The sequence below is a fragment of the Rhodopseudomonas palustris genome (assembly GCF_003591005.1).
GTDB classification, from domain to species: Bacteria; Pseudomonadota; Alphaproteobacteria; order Rhizobiales; family Xanthobacteraceae; genus Rhodopseudomonas; species Rhodopseudomonas palustris_K.
Window position 1 is genome coordinate 1 of the sequence record NZ_QYYD01000029.1, and the last position, 23,608, is coordinate 23,608.

A 23,608-nucleotide genomic window follows, 5' to 3' on the forward strand; every position below is an offset into this window, starting at 1 on the left:
TGGACGTGCGCGCTCCCTCTCGCACTTGCGGGAGACGGCTGGGGTGAGGGTGCCACGAGGATAGTGTCCCGTCGCGGGGGGGGCCCCCCCCCCCCCCCCCCCCCCCCCCCCCCGGGCGGGGGGGGGGGGGGGGGGGGCCCCCCCACGCGGGCACAGTGCCTGGGGACCCCCACCCCCGACCCCTCCCCGCAAGGGGGAGGGGAGAACGGGCGCCGCGCTTTGAGCGAGTGCGGGCCTCTGGAGCCCGCGCATGATCGGCAAACTCAAAGGCGTCATCGACTCCTATGGCGAGGACTACGTGGTGCTCGATGTCCACGGCGTCGGCTATCAGGTGCATTGCGCCAGCCGCACGCTGCAGGCGCTGCCGTCGCCAGGCGAGGCCGCAACGCTATCGATCGAAACTTACGTCCGCGAAGATCAGATCAAGCTGTTCGGCTTCCGCACCGATACCGAGCGCGAGTGGTTCCGGCTGTTGCAGACGGTGCAGAGCGTCGGCGCCAAGGTGGCGCTGGCGGTGCTCTCAACTTTGCCGCCGCACGACCTCGCCAATGCCATCGCGCTGCGCGACAAGGCGGCGGTGGCGCGCACCCCCGGCGTCGGTCCGAAGGTCGCCGAGCGCATCGTCACCGAGCTGAAGGACAAGGTGCCGGCGCTGACCAACGTCGATCCGGCTGTGGTGCATCTGTCCGGCGCGATCGACGATAACACCGCGCCGCGTGCCGTCGCCGACGCGATCTCGGCGCTGGTCAATCTCGGCTATGGCCAGCCGCAGGCGGCCGCCGCCGTCGCCGCGGCCTCGCGCGCCGCCGGCGAGGACGCCGCGACCGCGCAACTGATCAAGCTCGGCCTGAAGGAACTGTCGAAGTGAGTCTGACCGAAACCGACCAGGCGCTGATCGCCGCCGCGATCGAGACGATTACCAAGCGCTACCGCAACGACTGGCAGGAAGTCGGCGCCGCGCTCTTGACCCGCACCGGCCAGCGCTACGTCGCGGTCAATCTCGACGCGTATCTCGGCCGGATGGCGGTGTGTGCCGAAGCGGTCGCTCTCGGGCAAGTGATCACCGAACTCGGCGAGGCCGGCATAGACACCATCGTGGCGGTCCGCCATCCCAAGCCGCACGACACCGACCGCGACGTCCGCGTCGTCTCCCCCTGCGGCGCCTGCCGCGAACTGATCTGGGACTACGACCGCAACGCCCGCGTTCTGGTGCCCGGCCCGGACGGCGTCGAGGCGGTAGGGATCAGCGAGCTGCTGCCGAACAAGTATAGCCGGGAGCGGACGTTGTGAGCGCGTTGGCCGAAGTCGTCTTCCCTTGCACAGCGCGCTCCCTCTCCCGCTTGCGGGAGAGGGTTGGGGTGAGGGCGACACGGGCACCGTGCCCGCGGCCCCCCACCCCCGACCCCGGATCAAGTCCGGGGCAGGCTTCCTCCCCGCAAGGGGGAGGGGAGAAGAGGCGCCGCGCCATGGTACACTCTGCCCATGACTGACCCCCGCCTCGTCACCCCCGAGCGCCGCGGCGATGATCTGGGCGATGCGGCGTTGCGGCCGCAGAATTTGTCCGAGTTCGTCGGCCAGCAGCAGGCGCGCGCCAATCTGCAGGTGTTCATCGACGCCGCCCGCAAGCGCAAAGAGGCGCTCGACCACGTGCTGTTCGTCGGCCCGCCCGGCCTCGGCAAGACCACGCTGGCGCAGATCGTCGCGCGCGAACTCGGCGTCGGGTTTCGCGCGACGTCCGGTCCGGTGATCGCCAAGGCCGGCGATCTCGCCGCGCTGCTGACCAATCTCGAAGAACGCGACGTGCTGTTCATCGACGAGATCCATCGCCTCAGCCCGTCGGTCGAGGAGGTGCTGTATCCGGCGATGGAGGATTTTCAGCTCGATCTGATCATCGGCGAGGGCCCGGCGGCGCGCTCGGTGAAGATCGATCTGTCGAAGTTCACCCTGGTCGGCGCCACCACGCGCGCCGGGCTTCTCACCAATCCGCTGCGCGATCGCTTCGGCATTCCGGTGCGGCTGAATTTCTACACCATCGACGAGCTGGAAAGCATCGTGCGCCGCGGCGCCCGCGTGCTCGGCACGCCGATCACCAACGACGGCGCCAACGAGATCGCCCGCCGCGCCCGCGGCACGCCGCGCATCGCCGGCCGGCTGCTGCGCCGCGTCCGCGATTTCGCCTCGGCGGCCGATGCCGAAGCGATCGACCGCGCCATCGCGGACCACGCGCTCGGCGCGCTCGAAGTCGACAGCGCCGGGCTCGACGCGATGGATCGGCGCTATCTGTCGACCATCGCGCTGAACTACGGCGGCGGTCCGGTCGGCGTCGAGACCATGGCGGCGGCGCTGTCCGAGCCGCGCGACGCCATCGAGGACATCATCGAGCCGTATCTGATCCAGTGCGGCTATTTGCAGCGCACCCCGCGCGGCCGCCTGCTCACCGACCACGCCTTCCGCCACCTCGGCCTCGCCGCCCCGTCGCGCGACCCGGCGCAGTTCGGGCTATTCGGCGGGGAGGAGGAGGCATAAGTCGGCATGGAAGATAGCATCATGTGATGTTATCTTCCATGCCGATGGAGGTGCGTCATGAGAACGACGGTTGCCATAGATGACGAGTTGTTCGCCAAGGCTCAGAAGTTCGCCGGCCTCGACGAAAAATCGGCGGTGATCAGGACTGCGCTGCAGGCCTATGTCGAACGTGAAGCAGCGAGACGGCTTGCGCGCATGGGCGGGTCAATGCCCGATGCCAAGGCGCCTCCGCGCCGCCGCCCGCCCAAATTTACCAACGACTGATGCTTCTGGTCGACACATCGATTTGGATCGACCATTTCCGCAAGGGAGATGCGGAGCTCAGCGCTGCTCTTGAGCGGGACGAGGTACTGATTCACGCGTTCGTTGTGGGCGAGTTAGCGTTGGGTCATAAAGTCGTTTTTGAATCGGTTGCATCGGAATTGTCCGACCTTCCGCAAGCGACGATTGCAGTGCCTGACGAGGTCTTGCGATTGATCTCGCGCGCTGAGCTGGGCGGTTCGGGAATCGGCTATGTGGATGCGCATCTTGTTGCATCGACGCTGCTGACGCCTGAGTCGCGGCTGTGGACTCGCGACAAAAGATTGAAAGCGGTGGCCGATCGACTATCGATCTCCGCCTAAGTGGAGTGACGAGTTGTCCCACCCCCTCGACGGCGCCATCCGCGATAGCGCCCATCATATGCACATCCGGGTCTACTACGAAGATACCGATTTTTCTGGCATCGTCTATCACGCCAACTATCTGCGCTTCATGGAGCGCGGGCGGACCAATTATCTGCGGCTGCTCGGGGCGGCGCAGAGCGAGCTGTTCGCCGAGGCGGATAGCGAGACGCCGGGGTTTGCCTTCGTGGTGCGGGCGATGCAGCTCGATTTCCTCAAGCCAGCCAAAATGGATGATCTGCTTGAGGTGATCACCCGGCCGATCGAGGTGCGCGGCGCGTCGATCACGATGCATCAGCAGGTCAAGCGGCAGGACGACGTGCTGATCGAAGCGAAGGTGAAGGTTGCGTTCGTCTCCGGCGGTCGCGCCCGACCGATCCCGTTACCGCTGCGGGTCGCCATGAAAGCCGACGTCGCCTGAGGCTGGGCGCGGTCACGCTCCGGCGCTAGACTGTGCCGCACGCGGGCGGCAGTCCCGGCGATGCGTCGCGCCGATGCCGGCGTACAGCGACCGAGCCGTGGAACCGCGCCTCGTGCATGCCGCTGCGCATCAACGCAAGCAGCGGTCGGCTCCGCGTCAGTTAGATTGCGCGGCGCAACGACTGATTCGGGCAGGGGATGCGACATGGCGGATGCACAGCACGGCAACGAGACGCCGCGCGTCGAAATTCTCGGCCCGCGCGAGCGCGATCTCCGGCTCGATTTCCTCCGCGGGCTCGGCCAGTGGATGATCTTCCTCGATCACATCCCCTACAACGTGATGAGTTGGCTGACGCTGCGCAATTACGGCTTCGCCGACGCCGCCGAGTTCTTCGTCTACATCTCCGGCTATTCGATCGGCTTCGCCTACGGCCCGGCGATCCGCTCCGGCGAGATGGTGGCGGCGATCAAGCGGCTGTGGACGCGGGCGGCGCAGCTCTACGTCGCCCACGTCTTCCTGTTCCTGTTCTTCACCGCGCAGATTGCCCGCGCCGCGCGGCGCTTCGACAATCCGATGTACAAGGACGAGTTCAACGTCGCGCAGTTTCTCGAAAATCCCGACGTGATGATCCAGCAGGCGCTGCTCTTGAAGTACAAGCCGGTCAATCTCGACGTGCTGCCGCTGTACATCGTGTTCGTGGTGGTCGCGCCGCTGATCCTGTGGGGCCTGCTGCGGCGGCCGACCACCACGCTGGTGCTGTCCGGCCTGCTCTACCTCGTGTCGCGCACGCTCGGCTGGAATCTGCCGTCGTTCCCCGACGGCCATTGGTACTTCAACCCGTTCGCCTGGCAGTTCCTGTTCGTGTTCGGCATCTGGTGCGGCTTCGGTCACGGCCCGCAGATCCGGCCGTGGGTGAAGTCGTGGCCGAACCAGACACTCTCCTGGATCATCGTGGCAGTGGCGTTCGTGATCGCGATGTCGTGGAATTTCGAAGCACTGTGGGGCCTGGTGCCGGATGCGGTCGGCAAGATCATCTATCCGATCGACAAGACCAGCCTGTCACCGCTGCGGCTGATCCACTTCCTGGCGCTCTTGACCATCGTGGTGAAGTTGCTGCCGCCGGATCTGCCGGCGCTTCGCTCGCGCGCGCTGCATCCGATCATCCTGTGCGGCCAGCGCTCGCTGCCGGTGTTCTGCTTCGGCGTGCTGCTGTCGTTCACCGCGCACTGGATCCTGCGTCAGGTGTCGGGTGGCATCGCGATGCAGATCGCCGTCAGCCTCGCCGGCATCGGCCTGATGATCGGCGTCGCCTGGATCGCCACCTGGTATCGCAGCCTGCCGACGCTGTTCACCGTGCCGGTCACGATGCCGGTCGAGGATCAGCCGGCCGCGGCGGCGCGGCCGTCCAATCCCGAGCAGGCGGAGATCGTCAAGGCGTCGGTCTAGCGCTTGACGGATTGTACCGATCGGTACAATCTCCGCGGCATCGCCGCAGGAGAAGCCGAGATGTCACGCCCGCCGCTGCCGCCGTTCACCCGCGAAACCGCCGCCCAGAAGGCGCGGATGGCCGAGGACGCCTGGAATTCACGCGATCCGGTCAAGGTGTCGCTCGCCTACACGCCGGACAGCCGCTGGCGCAATCGTTCGGAGTTCTTCCAGGGCCGCGACGCCATCGTCGAATTCCTCACGCGCAAATGGCAGCGCGAGCACGAGTACCGGCTGATCAAGGACCTGTGGGCGTTCGACCGCAACTTCATCGCGGTCCGCTTCCAGTACGAATGGCACGACGACGCCGCCCAATGGCATCGCTCCTACGGCAACGAGCAATGGGAGTTCGACGACGCCGGCCTGATGCGCCGCCGCGAAGCCAGCATTAACGACGTCGCGATCAACGAGAGCGACCGCCGCTTCCACTGGCCCGCCCCAGGCCCACGGCCGGCCGATGTGCCGGGGCTGGCGGCGGAGCCGTTTTGAGCAGAGCGCTGAATTGATAATAGCAGCCACGATAAACCACCTCCGTCATGCCCGGGCTTGTCCCGGCCATCCACGCCTTACGGCCTTCGACGGGGCAAAGGCGTGGACGGCCGGGACAAGCCCGGGCATGACGGGAGAGGGCGTTTGCGGAGATGAAGAGACAGTCCCGTGAAAACGCCGCGCCCCGCCGCGAAGCCACCCACCGACCGCGCCGCGCTGTTGCCGCTGCTCGGCGAGGTGTTTCGGGCGCATGGCTATGAGGGCGCGTCGCTGGCGCTGATCAGTGAGGCCACCGGACTCGGCAAAGGCAGCCTGTATCACTACTTCCCGGGCGGCAAGAAGCAGATGGCCGAGCAAGTGCTGGCCGAGATCGACGGCTGGTTCGATACCAACATCTTCGCGCCGCTCCGCGATCCGGCCGACCCGCAAGCTGCGATTGAAGCCATGCTGAGCGGCGTCGATGCTTACTTCCGCTCCGGCGCCCGCGTCTGCCTGGTGGGCGTGCTCGCGCTCGGCCACGCCCGCGACGAGTTTGTCGCGCCGGTCAACGATTACTTTGCCCGCTGGCAGGACGCGCTCGCCGCCGCGCTGCGCCGCTGCGGCCTGTCGTCCGCCACGGCCCGCCGCCGCGCCGAAGATGCCGTGCTGTCGATCCAGGGCGCCCTGGTCCTGGCCCGCGCCCGCGACGACGCCAAAGTGTTCAGCCGTGCGCTGGCGGAGCTGAAGGCGCGGCTGCTGGCGTAGGCTATTCCGATTGCCTCTCCCCGCGCACAGCGCACCTCTCCCGCTTGCGGGAGAGGTCGACGCGCGAAGCGCGGCGGGTGAGGGCTGCGGCCTCTCCGCGATTAGCTGAGTCAGTGCCTGGGGCGCCCTCACCCCCACCCTCTCCCGCAAGCGGGAGAGGGGGCGCGCTGCGACCTTGGGCCGGTTCAACGCGCGACACCGGCCTCTCGCCAGCGCGCGGCGCAGCGCCCGCTCAGCGGAACCGGGATGCCCGCCTTGGCCGGCGCAAAGTTCTCCGCCATGCTGTCGGACAACGGCGACGTCGTTCGTCTTGCACATAGGGAGAACCGCACGCATGCTCTACGCCATCCTTTGCTATCACGACGAAGACTTCGTCGGCTCCTGGAGCCGCGAGGAGGACGCGGCCGTGATGGAGCGGCTCAAGGTGGTGCACGGCAAGCTCGCCGAGCAGGGCCGGCTCGGCCCGGTGGCGCGGCTCTTGCCGACCACGGCGGCAACGACGCTGCGCAAGGATTCCGAGCCGCCGCTGGTGATCGACGGGCCGTTCGCCGAGACCAAGGAGCAGCTGCTCGGCTTTTACGTCGTCGACTGCGCCGATCTCGACGGCGCGCTCGAGGTCGCGCGCGATCTTGGCCGCGCCAATCCGGGCGGCGCCTATGAGATCCGTCCGATCGGCACCTTCATGCCGGGCGCCGTGCAGCCATGACCGATCTCGCCTGGATCGACACCGCACTGACGGCGGCGCGGCCCCAGGCGATCGGCGCGCTGCTGCGCTATTTCCGCGATCTCGACACTGCCGAGGAGGCGTTTCAGAACGCCTGTCTGCGCGCGCTGAAAGCCTGGCCGCAGAATGGCCCGCCGCGCGACGCTGCGGCGTGGCTGATCATGGTCGGCCGCAACGTCGCGATCGACGATCTGCGCCGCGGCAAGAAACAACAGCCGTTGCCGGAGGACGACCGCGCGATCTCGGATCTCGGCGACGCCGAGAGCGAACTCGCCGACCGGCTCGACGGCTCGCATTATCGCGACGATATTCTGCGGCTGCTGTTTGTCTGCTGCCATCCCGAACTGCCGCCGACCCAGCAGATCGCGCTGGCGCTGCGCATCGTGTCGGGCCTGACGGTGCCGCAGATCGCCCGCGCCTTCCTGGTGTCAAACGCCGCGATGGAGCAGCGTATCACCCGGGCGAAGGCGAAGGTCGGCCGCGCCGGCGTGCCGTTCGAGACCCCGGGCGCGGTGGAGCGCAGCGAGCGGCTCGGTGCGGTGGCGGCGATGATCTATCTCGTCTTCAACGAGGGCTATTCGGCCGCGGGCGACACAGCGGGCGTGCGGGCGCCGCTGTGCGAGGAGGCGATCCGGCTGGCGCGGCTGCTGCTGCGGCTGTTTCCGGCCGAGCCCGAGATCATGGGGCTGACGGCGCTGATGCTGCTGCAACACGCCCGCGGCGCCGCGCGGTTCGACGCCCAGGGCGAGATCGTGCTGCTGGAGGATCAGGACCGCGGCAAGTGGGATCCGAAACTGATCGCCGAAGGACTGGCGCTGATCGACAAGGCGATGCGCCATCGCCGCACGGGCGTGTACCAGATCCAGGCCGCGATCGCGGCCTTGCACGCCCGCGCGCCGCGCTTTGCCGACACCGACTGGACGCAGATCGATCTCCTCTACGGCTCGCTGGAGATCCTGCAGCCGTCGCCCGTGGTGACGCTCAACCGCGCCGTCGCGGTGTCGAAGGTCCGCGGCCCCGAAACCGCGTTGGCCATGATCGCGCCGCTGGAAGACCGCCTCGGCAACTATTTCCACTATTTCGGCGCCAAAGGCGCCCTGCTGCTGCAACTCGGCCGTGCCCCCGAAGCCCGCACCGCCTTCGACCGCGCCATCGCCCTGGCGCGAACGCCGGCCGAGGCGAGCCATATTCGGATGCATCTCGACCGGCTGACGAGAGAGCAGGCGGTTAGTTAGATTGGGCCGCAAGGTGCGCGTCGCCCTCACCCCAGCCCTCTCCCGCAAGCGGGAGAGGGAGCCCGCCGCGTCGCGGGGCGATATCGTGCACCATCTTTGGCGATGCTGACTGCAAGCGGTCGAGAGAATGAAATGTCTCTCCCCCGTGCACAGCGCACTCCCTCTCCCGCGTGCGGGAGAGGGCTGGGGTGAGGGCGAGCCGAGCACTGAGCTCGCGATCAAGTGGACTACCCGTTCCGCCGTTCCCCACGCAGCGTCGGCAGGCCGATGCCGGCGGCGTCGAAGCCGCCGTCGACGGCGAGGATCTGGCCGGTGATGTAGCCGGAGCGTTCGCTCGACAGGAAGTAGATGGCGTCGGCGAGTTCGGTCTCGAGGCCGTAGCGGCCGAGCGGAATGGCGTCGTGGTAATCGGCGCGGATCTCGGGCGAATGCACCGCCTTGGCCATTGCGGTCTCCACCGGACCGGGCGCGACGCCGTTGACGCGGATGCCGAGCCCGGCGAGTTCGACCGCGCATTGCTTGGTGAGATGCGCGAGCCCGGCCTTGCTGGAGCCGTAGGCCGCACGGAGGGTGGAGGCGCGTAGCGCCGAGATCGAGGTGACGTTCACGATCGTGCCGCCGCCTGAGTCGCGCAGCAGCGGCACCGACGCCTGGATCAGCTTGAACGGTCCGGTCAGATTGACGTCGATCACCCGCTGCCATTCGGCATGGGTCGTGTCCATCAGCGGCTTGAACACCGCGACGCCGGCGTTGTTGACGACCGCATCGAGCCGACCGAACCGCTCGCCGATCGCCGCGATGTCGCTGGCGTCCGAGGCGGCGTCGGCGACGTCGCAATGCAGCGCCAATGTCCGCTCCGGCTCCGCCAAGGTGCGGATCGCCTCGCGCAGTCCGTCGTCATCGTTATCGAGCAGCGCGACGCGCCAGCCCTCCTGGAGAAAACGGCGCGTGGTGGCAAGGCCGATGCCGCGGGCGGCGCCCGTGACCAATGCGACTTTGGGCGGGGAGGTCGTCATGAATCGTCCTGTTGTGACTGTCCCAGTGTGCGATCTTGCGATCGCCCCAGCGTTAGCACAGCCCGTGCGAGCCGAGGTTGCGTTGTTCGGGCGCAGCGGAGAATTTCCTGTCGTGGCGGCAGCGGGCGGCAGCAGTCTGGGGGCCAACTGTCGCACGGTCCCGGTCAGGAACCAGTCGCTGCCATCTGGCTTACATGAATCCGAGATACAACGCCCGACGCGCGAGACAACCGCGTACCGACCGGAGGTCATCCATGGACGACGAACTGACGCAGCGTATCCGTCACCGCGCCCGCGAAAAGTGGGAGCTCGCCGGCTACCCCGAGGGCCGCAGCGAGGAATTCTGGTTGGAAGCCGAAAAGGAAGTCCGTGGCGAGCAGGAGACTTATCAGGAGCTGAAGTCCGACCCGAGCATCACGACCAACAGCTGAGCTACATCAACATTTGGATCGCAAGTTGCCTCTGGCGATCAGTCAGCGGCCGCTCGACGCCTCCGACCTCATCCGAGGCGCGAGAACGCAGAGAGCTTCGTGCGCAAATCTCGCGAGAGACAAATTGCCCCATCCTCTTCCGCGTCCTTCAAAGCATTTTCGCTTCCATGCGTCATGCCCGGCCTTGTGCCGGGCATCCACGCCTTGCTGATTGAAATCCACGAGAGGCGCGGATGGCCGGGCCCGGCCATGACGGAGTACGCGAGCAGATCAGGCGAGTTCAAACGGGTTGAGAACCGCGTTCGAAATTTGAGACAGGCTCTCCGGATGAGGACTCGTTGCCATCGGAGACGGCCGATCGCTTGCAACGAGCGATGAACGATCTGGTACCCATCAGGAAGCGGCCGACCGAAAATTTGGTGCAATCTGAAGTGTGAATGCGAGCGCCCGGATCGGCGCTCCGCACCTTCCGGGCACAGGCTCCGCGAAGCCATCCAGTTTCCGTCGTGCGGAGCTGGATTGCTTCGCTGCTCGCCCTGACCGCGTGACATTGTTGCGCGTCACCGCACGTAAAACACCACCGCGGCGATCACCATCAGCGACGCGACCGCCAACAGATGGGCCATCGCGCGCGAGGCGGCGAGTTTGGTAGCTTCGTCCATTCCATCCTCCCAAGACAGCGTGGACGAAGGCGCAGCAGCTCCCGGCCACCCGCCACATTGCGCGACGTGTGGATCACCCGCCGCAATGCGCGGTCCGATCGATCGAGAGTGCTACGCTGAAACGCCCCGCAACGATGCTTCGCTCTTCGCCTAGAGTCCCCACTCTGCGAACATCGACGAATGAACGTTCGGCAATCAATGCGGCGGGAATTTGTTCGGCTCCGGTACGCTGCCGCGCGGTGGAGCGACCAATCGGTTTGTTGCGACGCACGCTGCCACTCGCGCCTTGTTCGAGGCCGGCTATGCCCAAATGGGGTGCGCTGCCTGTGCTATCATTTATCTGCGGACGAGATGTCGGTCTCGGTCTCGGCGGTTCGTCTTGGAAGCATCGGTCCATCAGGGGAGACGAAGATGCGGTTCATGATGCTGATGATTCCAAAGGGCTATGAGAGCGCGGCGCCCGGCGAGATACCGGAGGCGGACGCCGTCGCTGCGATGATGAAGTACAACGAGGCGCTGCAGCAGGCCGGGGTGCTGATTACTTGCGACGGGCTGCACCCGCCCTCGATGGGGGCGCGGGTCAGCTTCGCCGGCGGCAAGCCGCTGGTAATCGACGGGCCGTTCGCCGAGGTCAAGGAAGTGCTCGGCGGCTACTGGATGATCGACGTCGCTTCGCGAGAGGAGGCAATCGCCTGGGCCACCCGCTGCCCCGCCGGCCCGAACGAGGTGATCGAGGTCCGGCAGGTTCAGGAGGTCGGCGACTTCCCCGAGCAGGTGCAGGCCGAACTCGCTGGCTTCGAGGCGATGCAGTCGGCGGCACGGGGCTGAAGATAACGAGCACCGCGCCGAACAGGGCGGGCTGTCCCCGCCTTGGGTTTGTCGCAGGGGTCGCTGCTGGCGCGGGCTGCCCCAGGGCTGCCGCAGATTTTGTTGTCAGACCTGTTGCCGGTGGACAGTGAGTTCCGGTCGGAACTCGCCTTCCATCGCCGGGATCGGCCCGTGACCTTTGCGAGCGCCTCATGTAAAAGCCCTTCACATGAGCTGGCGCAAGGAAGAGCGCCGCGCCGAGCGCGGCTATCATCACGGCAACCTGAAAGAAGCCCTGCTACAGGCCGCGCTCGGGCTGATCGCCGAGAAGGGCCCGGCCGGCTTCACCTTCGCGGACGCCGCCCGCATGGCCGGCGTCAGCCCGGCCGCGCCGTATCGGCACTTCCGCGATCGCGACGAACTGCTGTCGAACATCGCCCAGCGCGGCTTCGACCAGTTCGAGCAGGTGCTCGCCAAGGCCTGGGATGACGGCCGCCCCGATACGCTGACCGCTTTCATGCGGGTCGGCCCGGCCTATCTGGCGTTCGCCCGCAACGAGCCGGCCTACTACTCGGCGATGTTCGAATCCGGCGTGCCGGTCGACGCCAATCCGCTGCTGATGGCGTCGTCGGAGCGCGCCTTCAATGTCATTCGCGCCGCTGCCGAGCGCCTCGCCGCGCTGACGCCGCCCAATGTCGCGCGGCCGCCGGCGCTGATGATGGCGCTGCACATCTGGTCGATGTCGCACGGCATCGCCTCGCTGTTCGGCCGCGGCGACGCTGCGAGGCGCAAGCTGCCGATGGCGTCCGAAGAACTGCTCGAAGCCGGCGTGCTGATTTATCTGCGCGGCCTCGGGTTTCCGGCCGACCTTGGCGCCAAGCCGGAAAGGCCAGCCGAACCAAAGCGTTCGGGGCCCTGGGGCGCTGCCCCATAAGGCCTTGGTACGAGCTCAGACGAGCGCCGTGCGCAATTGTCGCCCCGACCGTTTTCCAGCTTCGCTTGACAAAACCAGAGAATGGATTAGTTATGTAAATGTTATTTACATTCACACCGGCGCCGCCGGGAATGGAGACGCACATGGCCAACGCCGCTGACTACAATCGATGGGGTCCTGCCGAGGCGCGCTACCAGCCAGCGCCACGGTCATCCTGGAGTCCGGGCTGGATCCTGCTGACGGTGGCCGGCTTCATCGTCTGGTGGCCGATCGGACTGGCGCTTCTTTTCTACACACTCTGGAGCAGAAACATGGGTTGCTGGGATCGCGGTGATCGCTTCTCGAACAAGATGGAGCGGATGCAGTACAAGATGGAGCGGATGCGCCAGCGCATGGACCGCCATGGCTTCGGCTTCGGCCCGCCGTCGAGCGGCAACCGCGCCTTCGACGAGTACCGGATGGAAACGCTCCGCCGCCTCGAAGAAGAGCAAGTCGAGTTCAAGGACTTCCTCGAGCGCCTGCGCCACGCCAAGGACAAGGAAGAGTTCGACGCCTTCATGGCGCAGCATCGCACCAAGCCGGCCGGTTCGAACGACGCACCGCCGCAGGGCTGATCGACCTCATCCTCACCGACATCGCCGCCCGCCTGGCTTCCAGGCGGGCGGTTTTGCTTTTGCTCGCGGCAATGTCACACCCGGCGACGCCGTCTCGTCCTATCCTGATCCAACCGCAGGAGACGACGATGAAAGCCCGCCTCAACCCCGCGACAGCCGCGCCCGAAACCTACAAGGCGATGGTCGCGCTCGAGACCGCGATCAAGAATAGCGGCCTCGAGCCGAACCTGATCGAACTGGTCAAGATGCGCGCGTCGCAGATCAACGGCTGCGCATTCTGCCTCGACATGCACAGCAAGGACGCGCGTGCCCATGGCGAAACCGAGCAGCGGCTGTATCTGCTGAATGCCTGGCGCGAATCGCCGCTCTACACCGACCGCGAACGCGCGGCGCTCGGCTGGACCGAAGCGCTGACGCTGGTGGCCGCTACCCACGCGCCGGATGAGGACTACGAATTGCTGGCGCAGCAATTCAGCCCGGCCGAACAGGCCAATCTGACGATGCTGATCGGCGCCATCAACACCTGGAATCGGCTTGCGATCGGCTTCCGCTTTGTCCATCCGGTCGCCGCCCATGCCAAGGCGTCCTGAGCCGGCGCCGGCTGATGATGCCGCAGCGAGCTTTGCGCCGCTGCGGCCGCGGCTGGTCCGCATCGCGTATCGAATGCTCGGCTCGGTTGCCGAGGCCGAGGACGTGGTGCAGGACGCCTACTTGCGCTGGCACCGCACCGACCGCGCGGCGGTGCGCGACGCCTGGGGCTTTCTCACCCAGATAGTGACACGGCTGTGCCTCGACGTGCTGAAATCTGCGCGGATAAGGCGCGAGACGTATGTCGGGCCGTGGCTGCCGGAACCGCTGATCGCCCCGATGGCCGAGGAGGACAGCGACGATATCACGCTCACCTTGATGCTGGCGCTGGAGCGGCTGTCACCGTTGGAACGCGCGGCCTTCCTGCTGCACGACGTGTTCGGCCTCAGTTTCGAGGACATCGCCCGCACGCTCGACCGGGATTCTGCCGCCTGCCGCCAGCTCGCGGCGCGGGCGCGTAGTCATGTCCGTGCCGCACGCCCGCGCTTCCCGGTGTCCGAGGAGCGCGGCCGCGCCATCGCCGGCGCGTTCTTCGAGGCCTCGCGCAGCGGCGACGTCGCGGCGCTCACCGCGCTGCTCGCCGACGACGTGGTGTTCACCGGAGATGGCGGCGGCAAGCGGCTCGCCGCGCTCAATCCGATCCACGGCGCCGCCCGGGTGGCGCGCTTCTTCGCCGGCATCGCGCGCAAGAAGCCCGGCGCCTCGACGCTGCTGGCCATGCGGTGGATCGACGGACTGCCGGGATTTCTCTCGCAGGAACGTGATGGTCCGCAGACCACGGCGCTGGCGATCGAAGACGACCGCATTGTCGCGATCTATGTGGTCCGCAATCCTGACAAGCTGCGCCACCTGAGCCTGCCGACAGCGGCTTCGCTGCACTGAGGTCGGTTCCGCCACGGCCCGATCACGCTCATTTTCCCGGCCCTGGTAACGCCATGTTAACGCTGATTAGCGATTGGTTAGGGGCGTCAGGATGTGCTTTCAGCCCTCGTTTTGACACGTTGGCAGGGGATTCAGGGCCCGGCTTCGGACGGGCCCTCCCAATTGACAACGCAGAATTTGGCGGTGGCGCTCTTGCCGGACTGCGGCGCGTGCCGCGCGGACCCGAGCCGGTGCCGGTTGCCGCCGGCCCCTTGCGTGAGAGGATAATCGATCATGAACCCGGCCGACGTTGCCCAGTCAGCCATGCCGATGGTGTCCGCCGACGTGTCGCTGGTTGCGCTGTTCTGGCAGGCGCACTGGATCGTCAAGTCGGTGATGCTCGGCCTGATCGGCTGCTCGGTCTGGGTGTGGGCGATCGCGATCGACAAGCTGCTGCTCTATTCGCGCACCAAGCGGGCGATGGATCGCTTCGAACAGGCGTTCTGGTCGGGTGAATCCATCGACGATCTGTACCGAACGCTGTCGGCCAAGCCGACGCACTCGATGGCGGCCTGTTTCGTCGCGGCGATGCGGGAGTGGAAGCGCTCGTTCGAGAGCCATTCGCGCTCCTTCGCCGGGCTGCAGATGCGGATCGAGAAGGTGATGAACGTGTCGATCGCCCGCGAGGTCGAGCGGCTCGAACGCCGCCTGCTGGTGCTGGCGACGGTCGGTTCGGCCGGCCCGTTCGTCGGCCTGTTCGGCACCGTCTGGGGCATCATGTCGAGCTTCCAGTCGATCGCCGCCTCGAAGAATACCTCGCTGGCCGTGGTCGCGCCCGGCATCGCCGAGGCGCTGTTCGCCACCGCCGTGGGCCTGATCGCCGCCATTCCGGCGACAATTTTCTATAACAAGTTCACATCCGAGGTGAACCGCCAGACCCAACGGCTGGAAGGTTTCGCCGACGAATTCTCGGCCATCCTGTCGCGACAGATCGACGAGCGCGCATGATCCGGGCAGGTGAGCGCAAGGTGAGCATCCGACCATGGGCATGAACGTCGCTGCGGGCGGCGGCGGACGTCGCGGCAGTCGCAAACGCCCGGTGATGGCGGAGATCAACGTCACCCCGATGGTCGACGTGATGCTGGTGCTGCTGATCATCTTCATGGTCGCGGCGCCGCTGCTCACCACTTCGATCGATATCGACCTGCCGACCGCCCGGGGCGGCGCGCAGATCCAGTCGAACTCGCCGCCGCTGACGCTGTCGGTGAAGCGTACCGGCGGCGCCTGCAACTCGCAGGTCGAGATGTATGTCGGCGACAGCGCGGTCCCGACGGCCGAACTCGACGCCAAGATCAAGGCGATCCGGGCGACCCGCTCGGACACCGACAACGTCATCTATCTCAGGGGTGACAAGGACGTCTGCTACACCGACATGATGAAGCTGCTCGGCCAGATCAAGGCCGCCGGCTTCAAGCCGAACATCGTGATTCTGCCGGAGCAGGGCTCCTGAACGGGGAAGGCGACCAGCGACACTGAGGATGGAGCGGGAATTCTGAAGGTGAAGATCGACAAGACATTGGCGGCCTCGGTGGCGTTGCACGTCCTCGTGCTCGGCTGGGCCATGCTGTCTTTTTCGTCGAAGGCCTTCGAACTCGAACCGCAGGAGACCGTCGCGGTCGACACCATCTCGGAAGATCAGCTCGCCAAGGTGATGGCCGGGATGAAGACCGGCAAGAAGGAAAATCCCAAGCCGCTGGTCGAGAAGGTCGCCGAGGTCAAGCCGGTCGACGACACCGTCGGCAAGATCGACGACAAGAAGCCGCCGGTGGTCACCGACACGGCGCCGACGCCGCAGCCCAAGCCCGACAAGCCGGTCGAGAAGAAGCCCGATCCGCCGAAGCCGGTGGTGAAAGAAGAGCCGAAAAAGGAAGAGCCGAAGAAGGCGGAGAAGAAGCCCGAGCCGGCGAAGGAGGAGGCCAAGGAGGCCGAGAAGAAGCCGGAGCCCAAGGTCGATCCGATCGCCGAGGCTTTGAAGAAGGAAGAAAAGAAAAAGCCGCCGCCGCCGAAGCCGCAGGCCGAAGCCGCCGCCAAGCCGCCGGAGCCGGCCAAGAAGGCCGAGCGGGTGTTCGACCAGTCGAAGATCGCGGCGCTGCTCGACAAGCGCGATCCGACCCGGCAGTCGGTCGCCGGCGATACGCTGAATTCCAATGCCGCGCTGGGCCTCGCCAAGGGCAGGTCGGCCGATAATTCCGCGACCTGGGGCGCGATGTTCAAGGAGCAGGTGCTGCGTTGCTGGAAGAAGCCGTATGGCGGTCTGGAAGCCCAGCGCGTCGAGGCCGAGTTCAGCATCCGCCTGAAACAGGACGGCACGCTCGAGACGATGCCGACCTCGCTGTCGTCGCCGTCGAGTGCGTATCAGCGCGTGTTCCAGGAGAGCGGACTACGCGCCATCATCGAATGTGCACCGTACCGGCTGCCACCCGGCTTCTTTGCGGAATGGCGATATTTCAACCCCGTTTTTGACAGCAGAGACCTGTAACTCTGCGCTGAGAGCAAAAAGACGATGTCAGATTTTCGTAAGCCGATCGCCGCGCCGTTCGTTATCGGTCGACGGCAGGTGCTGTCCGGCCTGGCCGCCACCGGACTGGTCGCGGCCGGCGCCGGTCGCGCGTTTGGTCAGGCCCGCGTCACCGTCACCGGCGGCGACGTCGCGCCGCTGCCGATTGCGATCCCGAATTTCGTCGCCGGCACGCCGCAGGACGTCGAGGTCGCCAACGGCGTCGCGCAGGTGATCACCAATAATCTGAAGCGCAGCGGCTTATTCGCGCCGATCGATCAGGCGGCGTATCTGGAGAAGATCAGCAATATTGACGTGCCGCCGCAGTTCAAGAGCTGGAGCAGTATCAACGCCCAGGCGCTGGTGACCGGCCGGATGACGCGGCAATCGGACGGCCGCCTCAAAGCCGAGTTTCGGCTCTGGGATGTCGCCACCGCACAGCAGCTCGCCGGCCAGCAGTACTTCACCTCGCCGGAATACTGGCGCCGCATCGCCCACATCATCTCCGACCAGATCTATGAACGTCTCACCGGCGAGAAGGGCTACTTCGACAGCCGCATCGTGTTCATCGACGAGAGCGGCCCCGCCGACCGGCGCGTCAAGCGGCTGGCGCTGATGGATCAGGACGGCGCCAACGTGCGCTACCTCACGCGTGGCAGCGACCTGGTGCTGACGCCGCGGTTCTCGCCGTCGACCCAGGAAATCACCTATATGGAGTTCGGCCAGGGTGATCCGCGCGTCTATCTGTTCAATATCGAGACCGGCCAGCGCGAGATCGTCGGCAACTTCCCTGGCATGTCGTTCGCGCCGCGGTTCTCGCCGGACGGGCAGCGCATCATCATGAGCCTGCAGCAGGGCGGCAACTCCAATCTGTTCGTGATGGATCTGCGCTCCAAATCCACCACGCGGCTGACCGATACGCCGGCGATCGACACGTCGCCATCTTATGCGCCCGACGGCAGCAAGATCTGCTTCGAGTCCGATCGCGGCGGCAAGCCGCAGATCTACGTGATGCCGGCGAATGGCGGGCAGGCGCAGCGGATCTCGTTCGGTGACGGCAGCTACTCGACCCCGGTGTGGTCGCCGCGCGGCGATTACATCGCCTTCACCAAGATGGGCGGCGGCCAGTTCGCGATCGGCATCATGAAGCCGGACGGTTCCGGCGAGCGCATCCTGACATCCGGCTTTCACAACGAGGGGCCGACCTTTGCGCCGAACGGCCGGGTGCTGATGTTCTTCCGCGATCCGGGCGGCAAGGCGGGGCCGTCGCTGTTCACGGTCGACGTATCAGGCCGCAACGAGCTGCGAGTGCCGACGCCGGGCTACGCCTCCGACCCAGCCTGGTCGCCGCTGCTGTCGTAATTAACAAGATCTTAACGGAGCTCGACCCTCGCCGGTCTTTCCGGCGCGGGATTGCGATCGCTTGTGCGTTTTCAATCAAATAATCGCAGAATAACGCGCCACAGCGAAATCACTACAACGTTCCGCTAAGGATCTTCCCTCAGTATTAGTTCATTGAAAACAAGTAAACGTGCCCTCGAACAGAGGCAAATGAGTGCGGATTCAGCTCGCCAAATACGGTCGAACCACCGAGCAGGAAATGTCGCGGTCGATCTACGCCGCGCTGGTGGATTCGCTGTTTCAGAATCCAGCGCCGATGTTCGCCGGTGCCTTGAGCGCGGCCGTCGCCGCGACCATGACGGCGCTGAAGACGGGCAACCACCTGTTGTGGGTATGCGCCGTCCTGCTGATCGCCACCGGCGCGCTGCGCTCGCTCGACATGCGCGCCTATCAGCGGCGCAAGGGGACGCTGACTTTCAAGGAAGTCGAAGCGTGGGAAGTCCGCTATCAGATCGGCGCGATGCTCTATGCCGGCGTGCTGGGCGTTTGGTGCGTGATCGCGCTGATCGCGACGGATGACACCGTCGCTCATATGATCTGCGTTTGCGTCACCCTCAGCTACATGGCTGCCGGCGCCGGACGCACCTACGGCCGGCCGTGGATCTTCCATTTGCAGATCCTGCTCGCCTGCGGTTCGATGTCGGCAGCGCTCGCCTGGCACGGCAACATCTATTACTGCGGACTGGCGCTGCTCAACGTCATCTTCTTCATCGGCGTCAAGCATATCACCACCAGCCTGCAACAGATCTTCGTACGGGCCCTGCTCGGCCGTGAACGCGAATCGGCTCTGGCCTCTCAGTTCGACACCGCGCTCAACAACATGCCGCACGGCCTGTGCATGTTCCGAGCGGACGGTCAGCTGGCGGTGATGAACCGGCGTTTCGCCGACATGATGAGACTCAAAGAGTCGCTGGCCGACGGCGCGCCGAGCGCGACCGAGATCGTCGCGTCCTGCGTCACCACCGGAGCGATCTCGGCGTCCAGCGGACGCCTGATCCTGTCGGAGATCGACAACTCGCTGGCCGGGGAAATCGTCACGGTTGGCGACGAGGTCAGTCCGCGCTCGCTGTCCTGGACGTTCCAGCCGATGGCCGGCGGCGGCACGGTGGTGCTGGTCGAGGACATCACCGAACGGCGCAACGCCGAGGCGCGCATCCTGCATCTGGCGCGCTACGACGAACTCACCGCTCTACCGAACCGCGTGAACTTCCGCGACGAGATCGAACGGATCCTGGCGTCGCAGACCTCCGAGCGGTCGGCGCTGTCGGCGCTGCTGTTCATCGATCTCGATCAGTTCAAGCAGGTCAACGACACGCTCGGTCATCCCTGCGGCGATCGGTTGCTCTGCTCGGTCGCCGACCGGTTGCGCGACATGCTGCGGCCCGAGGATTTCGTCGCCCGATTCGGCGGCGACGAGTTCGTGGTGTTCCAGCAGAACGTGCGCTCCAACGAGGATGCCGCGGTGCTGGCGCGCCGGATCGTCGAGCGGCTCAGCGATCGCTATCTGATCGATCACCACGTCGTCGAGATCGGGGCATCGATCGGCATCGCCATGACCACCCCGGGTGTGCGCGCCGATATCCTGCTGAAGAACGCCGACATGGCCCTGTACCGCGCCAAGGCCGATGGGCGAGGCACCTTCTGCTTCTTTCGCGACGAGATGGCCCACACCGTCGAGGCGCGGCGCATCCTCGAGCTCGATCTCCGCAAGGCGCTTGCCAACGAGGAGTTCGAACTTTACTACCAGCCGCTGGTCAATCTCAAAACCGGCCGGATCACCACCTGCGAAGCCCTGCTGCGCTGGAACCACCCGGTTCGCGGCACGGTTTCGCCGGTCGACATCATTCCGGTGGCGGAAGAAATCGGGCTGATCGTCGATCTCGGCCGCTGGATCCTGCGCAAGGCGTGCATGGAATGCATGATGTGGCCCGAGCATGTCAGCGTGGCCGTCAACTTCTCGTCGCAGCAGTTCCATCAGCGCGACGTGCTCAACGAGGTGCGCTACGCGCTTGAAGTGTCCGGCTTGCCGTCGACCCGACTCGAGATCGAAATCACCGAATCGTCGCTGCTGCGGAACACGCAGTTCACCCACGACGCCCTCGAGCAGCTCCACGCAGAGGGCGTCCGGATCTCGCTGGACGATTTTGGAACCGGCTATTCGAGCCTGAGCTATCTGCACAATTTCCCGCTTCAGAAGGTCAAGATCGATCGCTCCTTCCTTGAGGGCATCGACACCGACCGCCCGCTCACGCTGTTGCGCGGTGTCGCGCGGTTGAGCGCCGATCTCGGCATGGCCGTGGTGGTGGAGGGGATCGAGACCAACGAGCAGCTCGAGCGAATCAGTGCGGACGGGACGGTAACCGAGGGCCAGGGTTATCTGTTCAGCCGGCCGGTGCCCGCTTCGCGGATCCGTCAATTGCTCGTCGCCTCGCACAAGCGTCGGCCCAAGGACGGCGACAAACTGGTTCTGCCGTTCCGGTCGATTGCCTGACCCGAAAAATCCGCAACCCTGCCTAGATTTCGTGGCGCCGCCGCAACCGCCAAGTATATATTGCGCCTGGTTAACCCTAATAGTTCGAACGCTTTGCCCCGCTATTAGTACTTTGTTAACCTCTTGAAGTCGTTATCCGGAGTTGAGGTGCATTAAATGAGCTCCGCTCAACAAGAGCATAAGGTTCGGGTCGTCGCGTCCCCTCGGGGGCACGAGCTGCTCGACCGTATCGACTATCGCCTGGCCGACACCGCCGAGGCAAAGGAAGCGATCTACCGACTGCGCTATCGCGCCTATCTCGACGAAGGGGCGATCGAGCCGAATGCCGACGGCCGCGTCACCGACAGCCACGACGACATGCTGAACTCCTGGGTGTTCGGGATCCATGTCGATGGCGTACTGTCGGCATCGATCCGGATCAGCGTCGCCACGCCGGCGATGCCGACGTCGCCCTCTGTCGACGTGTTTTCGGATGTTCTCGGGCCGGAATTGCAGAACGGGAAGGTGATCGTCGATCCGACCCGATTCGTTGCCGACCCTGACCGGATCCAGCGGATTCCTGAACTGCCGTATGTGACGGTGCGGCTCGGCTACGTCGCGTGCTGCTACTTCGACGCGGACATCGGTCTGGCCACGGTGCGGGCCGAGCACCAGGCGTTCTATCGCCGCGTCTTCCTGCAGAAGCCGCTGTGCGAGCCGCGGCTGTTTCCGGGGCTGCTGAAGCCGGTCGGGTTGATGGCCGCGGACTATCGGGAAATCCGAGAGCGGGTCTATGCGCGCTTCCCGTTCATGCGCTCCAGCGCGTTCGAGCGGCGGATGTTGTTCGGGCGGGCGGCCGATACGCCGACGCTGCGCGCCGCGGATGCACCCCACATGGCGCCGGCAAACTCCGCTGATTGCTACATCTAAGACCCAGCTGGACGACCATCGAGCACGACGCTGCAAAAAGCCGCCGGCCAACTCGGCGGCTTTGTTATTCAGGCCGGATCGCCTGGGCCAGGCTCGTCGATGATCCTTCAAATCCGGATCGCGGCCATATCCGCGGCCAGCTTCACCTTGGCGCCATATTTGCACGCCATTAACCATCACGCTTGCTTTCAACCGATCGGGGGCATTTGATCGGAGCCGGCAACGTCTCATCAAGGTTGACGGAACGTTCGCTTAACCATCGCCCTGTAGACCGGATGGCAGTCCGAATATCGCGAGCGTGGAGGCTCCGGGAATGACACATCAAAAGCGAATCCTCCAGGGGATGAAGTTGGCCGCGGTGCTCGCGGTGGCCCTGTCGATGGGCGCTTGCGCAAACAACAAGACCGGGATGGGTGCCGATGGGGCGATGGCCAGCGCGGCCAGTCCGGGGAGCCAGCAGGATTTCGTCGTCAACGTCGGCGACCGCGTGTTCTTTGAGAGCGACCAGACCGACCTGTCGCCGCAGGCGATCGCGACGCTGGAAAAGCAGGCGCAGTGGCTGCAGACCTACAATCGCTACTCGTTCACCATCGAAGGCCATGCCGACGAACGCGGCACCCGCGAATACAACATCGCACTCGGCGCCCGGCGTGCCCAGTCGGTCCGCAACTATCTCGCCTCGCGCGGCATCGATCCCTCGCGGATGCGGACGATCTCCTACGGCAAGGAGCGCCCGGTCGCGGTGTGCAACGACATCTCGTGCTGGTCGCAGAACCGCCGCGCCGTCACCGTGCTGAACGCCGGCGCCTGAGCCGGGATCGCAATCATTCGTCAGCGGCGCCTTCGGGCGCCGTTTTCGTTTGCGGCTCGCGTCACGGCTCGGATGCCTGCGACCTTCGCACGTCACCGCAGTCACATTTTAGGCGTAGTCCGGCGATCAATCCGGCGCTACTAATCTGGCGCGCAATCCTCAACCGTCGGGCCCCTATGTCATCATTGTTCGTTTCTGCGCGCAGCCTCGTCGTTCTCGCGACGCTCGCTGTCGCTGCTCCCGCGCTGGCCCAGCAATATGGCGGCGAGGTCGACCCTGAAATCCGCGTGCAGCAGCTCGAGGAGCGCCTTCGCACGCTCACGGGTCAGAACGAGGAGCTCCAATACCGCAATCGACGGCTCGAAGAGCAGTTGCGGACCCTGCAGAGCGGCGCCGGCGCGCCTCCGGCCGCAGCCGGCAGTGCCGCGCCGCCACCCGCGCAACAGCCACCGGTCTACAGCCAGCCGCAGCAACAGCCGCCGGGCTACGGTCAGCCTGCGCAGGGGGGCGCCTATGGTCAGCAGCCTTACGGCCAGCAGCCGCAGGCGCCGATCGTCCAGGAGCAGCCCGCTGCGCCGGCGCCGTCCGGTCGGCGCCGCGGCGACGCGTTCGATCCCAACCAGAATCCGCAAGCGCCAGGCGTGCCGCGCGCGCTGGGCGGCGGTCAGCTGCCGATCCCGGCGGAGCAGGGGCAGGGCCGCGCCGGCGAGCCGATCGACCTGTCGAACAATCCGGCCGGCCGTTATCCGGATGCCGGCGCGCAGCCGCCGCGAGCAGCCGCTCCAGCTGGCGGCGGCCTGACGACGCTGCCGCCGTCCGCCACCCCGCGCGACGAATTCGATCTCGGCATCGGTTACATGCAGCGCCGCGACTATGCGCTCGCCGAAGAGACGATGCGTAATTTCACCAGCAAGTACCCGAACGATGCGCTGACTCCCGATGCGCAATACTGGCTGGGCGAAAGCTTCTTTCAGCGCCAGATGTACCGCGACGCCGCGGAGGCCTTCCTGTCTGTGACCAGCAAATACGACAAATCCGGCAAAGCACCGGACGCGTTGCTGCGGCTCGGCCAGTCGTTGTCGGCGCTGAAGGAAAAGGAAGCCGCCTGCGCCGCGCTGGGCGAGATCGGCCGCAAATATCCGAAAGCTTCGGCCGGCGTGAGGCGGGGCGTCGAGGCCGAACAGAAGAAGCTGAAGTGCTGAGCTGAAGCTCCGGCCTCCGCCGGAGCCGATCGTCGGAG

General features: G+C 65.8%; 26 protein-coding genes. 25 read left to right on the forward strand and 1 reads right to left on the reverse strand.

Translation table 11 applies throughout. The annotated features are described in order from the left end of the window. Positions 1 to 250: 250 nt before the first annotated feature. The 11 genes from ruvA (at position 251) to D4Q52_RS22230 (ending at position 8,286) form a co-directional block, all read left to right on the forward strand. Positions 251 to 868, forward strand: a complete 618-nt coding sequence (ruvA, locus tag D4Q52_RS22180; protein WP_119858752.1) for a Holliday junction branch migration protein RuvA — start codon at positions 251 to 253, stop codon at positions 866 to 868. Beyond that, positions 865 to 1,290 (forward strand): cytidine deaminase, encoded by a 426-nt coding sequence (locus tag D4Q52_RS22185; protein WP_119858753.1) that lies wholly within the window; start codon positions 865 to 867, stop codon positions 1,288 to 1,290. Before ruvA ends, D4Q52_RS22185 begins: the two co-directional genes overlap by 4 nt. A 192-nt stretch (positions 1,291 to 1,482) precedes the next feature. Next, a complete protein-coding gene (gene ruvB / locus D4Q52_RS22190) occupies positions 1,483 to 2,526 on the forward strand; it encodes a Holliday junction branch migration DNA helicase RuvB (RefSeq protein ID WP_119858754.1) in 1,044 nt (347 codons plus the stop codon). A 57-nt stretch (positions 2,527 to 2,583) separates the two neighbouring features. Next, positions 2,584 to 2,790, forward strand: a complete 207-nt coding sequence (locus tag D4Q52_RS22195; RefSeq protein WP_119858755.1) for a type II toxin-antitoxin system VapB family antitoxin — start codon at positions 2,584 to 2,586, stop codon at positions 2,788 to 2,790. Next, the gene (locus D4Q52_RS22200) at positions 2,790 to 3,149 is read left to right on the forward strand and encodes a type II toxin-antitoxin system VapC family toxin (RefSeq protein ID WP_119858756.1); all 360 of its coding nucleotides are present in this window, start codon (positions 2,790 to 2,792) and stop codon (positions 3,147 to 3,149) included. The genes D4Q52_RS22195 and D4Q52_RS22200 overlap by 1 nt, the downstream gene beginning before the upstream one ends. A 58-nt stretch (positions 3,150 to 3,207) precedes the next feature. Continuing rightward, positions 3,208 to 3,609 (forward strand): tol-pal system-associated acyl-CoA thioesterase, encoded by a 402-nt coding sequence (gene ybgC, locus D4Q52_RS22205; protein ID WP_119858757.1) that lies wholly within the window; start codon positions 3,208 to 3,210, stop codon positions 3,607 to 3,609. 204 nt (positions 3,610 to 3,813) lie between these two features. Beyond that, a complete protein-coding gene (locus D4Q52_RS22210) occupies positions 3,814 to 5,055 on the forward strand; it encodes an OpgC domain-containing protein (protein WP_119858758.1) in 1,242 nt (413 codons plus the stop codon). A 60-nt stretch (positions 5,056 to 5,115) separates the two neighbouring features. Next, positions 5,116 to 5,583, forward strand: coding sequence for a DUF1348 family protein (locus tag D4Q52_RS22215; protein ID WP_119858803.1), 468 nt, complete (start codon positions 5,116 to 5,118; stop codon positions 5,581 to 5,583). A 168-nt stretch (positions 5,584 to 5,751) separates the two neighbouring features. Next, positions 5,752 to 6,327 carry a TetR/AcrR family transcriptional regulator gene (locus D4Q52_RS22220; protein ID WP_119858759.1) on the forward strand — a complete coding sequence of 192 codons (576 nt, stop codon included), beginning with the start codon at positions 5,752 to 5,754 and terminating at the stop codon, positions 6,325 to 6,327. 334 nt (positions 6,328 to 6,661) lie between these two features. Next, positions 6,662 to 7,033 (forward strand): YciI family protein, encoded by a 372-nt coding sequence (locus D4Q52_RS22225; protein WP_119858760.1) that lies wholly within the window; start codon positions 6,662 to 6,664, stop codon positions 7,031 to 7,033. After that, positions 7,030 to 8,286 carry an RNA polymerase sigma factor gene (locus D4Q52_RS22230; RefSeq protein ID WP_119858761.1) on the forward strand — a complete coding sequence of 419 codons (1,257 nt, stop codon included), beginning with the start codon at positions 7,030 to 7,032 and terminating at the stop codon, positions 8,284 to 8,286. Before D4Q52_RS22225 ends, D4Q52_RS22230 begins: the two co-directional genes overlap by 4 nt. A gap of 227 nt (positions 8,287 to 8,513) precedes the next feature. On the opposite strand, the gene D4Q52_RS22235 is transcribed toward D4Q52_RS22230, so the two are convergent. Continuing rightward, positions 8,514 to 9,302 (reverse strand): SDR family NAD(P)-dependent oxidoreductase, encoded by a 789-nt coding sequence (locus D4Q52_RS22235; RefSeq protein ID WP_119858762.1) that lies wholly within the window; start codon positions 9,300 to 9,302, stop codon positions 8,514 to 8,516. A gap of 254 nt (positions 9,303 to 9,556) precedes the next feature. Here D4Q52_RS22235 and D4Q52_RS22240 point away from each other — a divergent pair, with 254 nt between their 5' ends. The 14 genes from D4Q52_RS22240 to ybgF all read left to right on the forward strand — a co-directional run bounded on the left by D4Q52_RS22240 (position 9,557) and on the right by ybgF (position 23,570). Continuing rightward, positions 9,557 to 9,733, forward strand: coding sequence for a DUF2934 domain-containing protein (locus tag D4Q52_RS22240; protein WP_119858763.1), 177 nt, complete (start codon positions 9,557 to 9,559; stop codon positions 9,731 to 9,733). A gap of 1,073 nt (positions 9,734 to 10,806) precedes the next feature. After that, positions 10,807 to 11,223: a YciI family protein gene (locus D4Q52_RS22250; protein ID WP_119858765.1), complete on the forward strand. Its 417-nt coding sequence runs from the start codon at positions 10,807 to 10,809 to the stop codon at positions 11,221 to 11,223. Between the two features lie 208 nt (positions 11,224 to 11,431). Continuing rightward, positions 11,432 to 12,136 carry a TetR/AcrR family transcriptional regulator gene (locus D4Q52_RS22255; protein WP_119858766.1) on the forward strand — a complete coding sequence of 235 codons (705 nt, stop codon included), beginning with the start codon at positions 11,432 to 11,434 and terminating at the stop codon, positions 12,134 to 12,136. 143 nt (positions 12,137 to 12,279) lie between these two features. Further along, entirely contained in the window at positions 12,280 to 12,750 is a 471-nt protein-coding gene (locus tag D4Q52_RS22260) for a DUF2852 domain-containing protein (protein ID WP_119858804.1), read from the forward strand. A 128-nt stretch (positions 12,751 to 12,878) separates the two neighbouring features. Continuing rightward, a complete protein-coding gene (locus D4Q52_RS22265) occupies positions 12,879 to 13,340 on the forward strand; it encodes a carboxymuconolactone decarboxylase family protein (RefSeq protein ID WP_119858767.1) in 462 nt (153 codons plus the stop codon). Next, positions 13,324 to 14,220 (forward strand): sigma-70 family RNA polymerase sigma factor, encoded by an 897-nt coding sequence (locus tag D4Q52_RS22270; protein WP_119858768.1) that lies wholly within the window; start codon positions 13,324 to 13,326, stop codon positions 14,218 to 14,220. The genes D4Q52_RS22265 and D4Q52_RS22270 overlap by 17 nt, the downstream gene beginning before the upstream one ends. Before the next feature lie 273 nt (positions 14,221 to 14,493). Continuing rightward, positions 14,494 to 15,207: a protein TolQ gene (tolQ, locus tag D4Q52_RS22275; protein ID WP_119858769.1), complete on the forward strand. Its 714-nt coding sequence runs from the start codon at positions 14,494 to 14,496 to the stop codon at positions 15,205 to 15,207. Positions 15,208 to 15,241: 34 nt separating this feature from the next. After that, on the forward strand, positions 15,242 to 15,709 hold the full coding sequence (locus D4Q52_RS22280) for an ExbD/TolR family protein (protein WP_119858770.1): 468 nt from the start codon (positions 15,242 to 15,244) through the stop codon (positions 15,707 to 15,709). Between the two features lie 48 nt (positions 15,710 to 15,757). After that, positions 15,758 to 16,738, forward strand: a complete 981-nt coding sequence (locus D4Q52_RS22285) for a protein TolA (protein WP_119858771.1) — start codon at positions 15,758 to 15,760, stop codon at positions 16,736 to 16,738. Positions 16,739 to 16,762: 24 nt separating this feature from the next. Next, positions 16,763 to 18,118, forward strand: a complete 1,356-nt coding sequence (gene tolB / locus D4Q52_RS22290) for a Tol-Pal system beta propeller repeat protein TolB (protein ID WP_119858772.1) — start codon at positions 16,763 to 16,765, stop codon at positions 18,116 to 18,118. 199 nt (positions 18,119 to 18,317) lie between these two features. After that, positions 18,318 to 20,648 carry a putative bifunctional diguanylate cyclase/phosphodiesterase gene (locus tag D4Q52_RS22295; RefSeq protein WP_425328508.1) on the forward strand — a complete coding sequence of 777 codons (2,331 nt, stop codon included), beginning with the start codon at positions 18,318 to 18,320 and terminating at the stop codon, positions 20,646 to 20,648. Between the two features lie 156 nt (positions 20,649 to 20,804). Then, positions 20,805 to 21,557, forward strand: coding sequence for an N-acyl amino acid synthase FeeM domain-containing protein (locus tag D4Q52_RS22300; protein ID WP_119858773.1), 753 nt, complete (start codon positions 20,805 to 20,807; stop codon positions 21,555 to 21,557). Positions 21,558 to 21,870: 313 nt separating this feature from the next. Further along, positions 21,871 to 22,368: a peptidoglycan-associated lipoprotein Pal gene (pal, locus tag D4Q52_RS22305; RefSeq protein ID WP_119858774.1), complete on the forward strand. Its 498-nt coding sequence runs from the start codon at positions 21,871 to 21,873 to the stop codon at positions 22,366 to 22,368. 176 nt (positions 22,369 to 22,544) lie between these two features. Then, positions 22,545 to 23,570: a tol-pal system protein YbgF gene (gene ybgF / locus D4Q52_RS22310; protein ID WP_119858775.1), complete on the forward strand. Its 1,026-nt coding sequence runs from the start codon at positions 22,545 to 22,547 to the stop codon at positions 23,568 to 23,570. Positions 23,571 to 23,608: the final 38 nt, after the last annotated feature.

Coding starts and splice junctions, on each gene's coding strand:
- ruvA (WP_119858752.1), top strand. CDS start 251: ATGATCGGCAAACTCAAAGGCGTCATCGACTCCTATGGCGAGGACTAC.
- ruvB (WP_119858754.1), top strand. CDS start 1,483: ATGACTGACCCCCGCCTCGTCACCCCCGAGCGCCGCGGCGATGATCTG.
- D4Q52_RS22195 (WP_119858755.1), top strand. CDS start 2,584: ATGAGAACGACGGTTGCCATAGATGACGAGTTGTTCGCCAAGGCTCAG.
- D4Q52_RS22200 (WP_119858756.1), top strand. CDS start 2,790: ATGCTTCTGGTCGACACATCGATTTGGATCGACCATTTCCGCAAGGGA.
- ybgC (WP_119858757.1), top strand. CDS start 3,208: ATGCACATCCGGGTCTACTACGAAGATACCGATTTTTCTGGCATCGTC.
- D4Q52_RS22210 (WP_119858758.1), top strand. CDS start 3,814: ATGGCGGATGCACAGCACGGCAACGAGACGCCGCGCGTCGAAATTCTC.
- D4Q52_RS22215 (WP_119858803.1), top strand. CDS start 5,116: ATGTCACGCCCGCCGCTGCCGCCGTTCACCCGCGAAACCGCCGCCCAG.
- D4Q52_RS22225 (WP_119858760.1), top strand. CDS start 6,662: ATGCTCTACGCCATCCTTTGCTATCACGACGAAGACTTCGTCGGCTCC.
- D4Q52_RS22230 (WP_119858761.1), top strand. CDS start 7,030: ATGACCGATCTCGCCTGGATCGACACCGCACTGACGGCGGCGCGGCCC.
- D4Q52_RS22235 (WP_119858762.1), bottom strand. CDS start 9,302: ATGACGACCTCCCCGCCCAAAGTCGCATTGGTCACGGGCGCCGCCCGC.
- D4Q52_RS22240 (WP_119858763.1), top strand. CDS start 9,557: ATGGACGACGAACTGACGCAGCGTATCCGTCACCGCGCCCGCGAAAAG.
- D4Q52_RS22250 (WP_119858765.1), top strand. CDS start 10,807: ATGCGGTTCATGATGCTGATGATTCCAAAGGGCTATGAGAGCGCGGCG.
- D4Q52_RS22255 (WP_119858766.1), top strand. CDS start 11,432: ATGAGCTGGCGCAAGGAAGAGCGCCGCGCCGAGCGCGGCTATCATCAC.
- D4Q52_RS22260 (WP_119858804.1), top strand. CDS start 12,280: ATGGCCAACGCCGCTGACTACAATCGATGGGGTCCTGCCGAGGCGCGC.
- D4Q52_RS22265 (WP_119858767.1), top strand. CDS start 12,879: ATGAAAGCCCGCCTCAACCCCGCGACAGCCGCGCCCGAAACCTACAAG.
- D4Q52_RS22270 (WP_119858768.1), top strand. CDS start 13,324: ATGCCAAGGCGTCCTGAGCCGGCGCCGGCTGATGATGCCGCAGCGAGC.
- tolQ (WP_119858769.1), top strand. CDS start 14,494: ATGAACCCGGCCGACGTTGCCCAGTCAGCCATGCCGATGGTGTCCGCC.
- D4Q52_RS22280 (WP_119858770.1), top strand. CDS start 15,242: ATGGGCATGAACGTCGCTGCGGGCGGCGGCGGACGTCGCGGCAGTCGC.
- tolB (WP_119858772.1), top strand. CDS start 16,763: ATGTCAGATTTTCGTAAGCCGATCGCCGCGCCGTTCGTTATCGGTCGA.
- D4Q52_RS22300 (WP_119858773.1), top strand. CDS start 20,805: ATGAGCTCCGCTCAACAAGAGCATAAGGTTCGGGTCGTCGCGTCCCCT.
- pal (WP_119858774.1), top strand. CDS start 21,871: ATGACACATCAAAAGCGAATCCTCCAGGGGATGAAGTTGGCCGCGGTG.
- ybgF (WP_119858775.1), top strand. CDS start 22,545: ATGTCATCATTGTTCGTTTCTGCGCGCAGCCTCGTCGTTCTCGCGACG.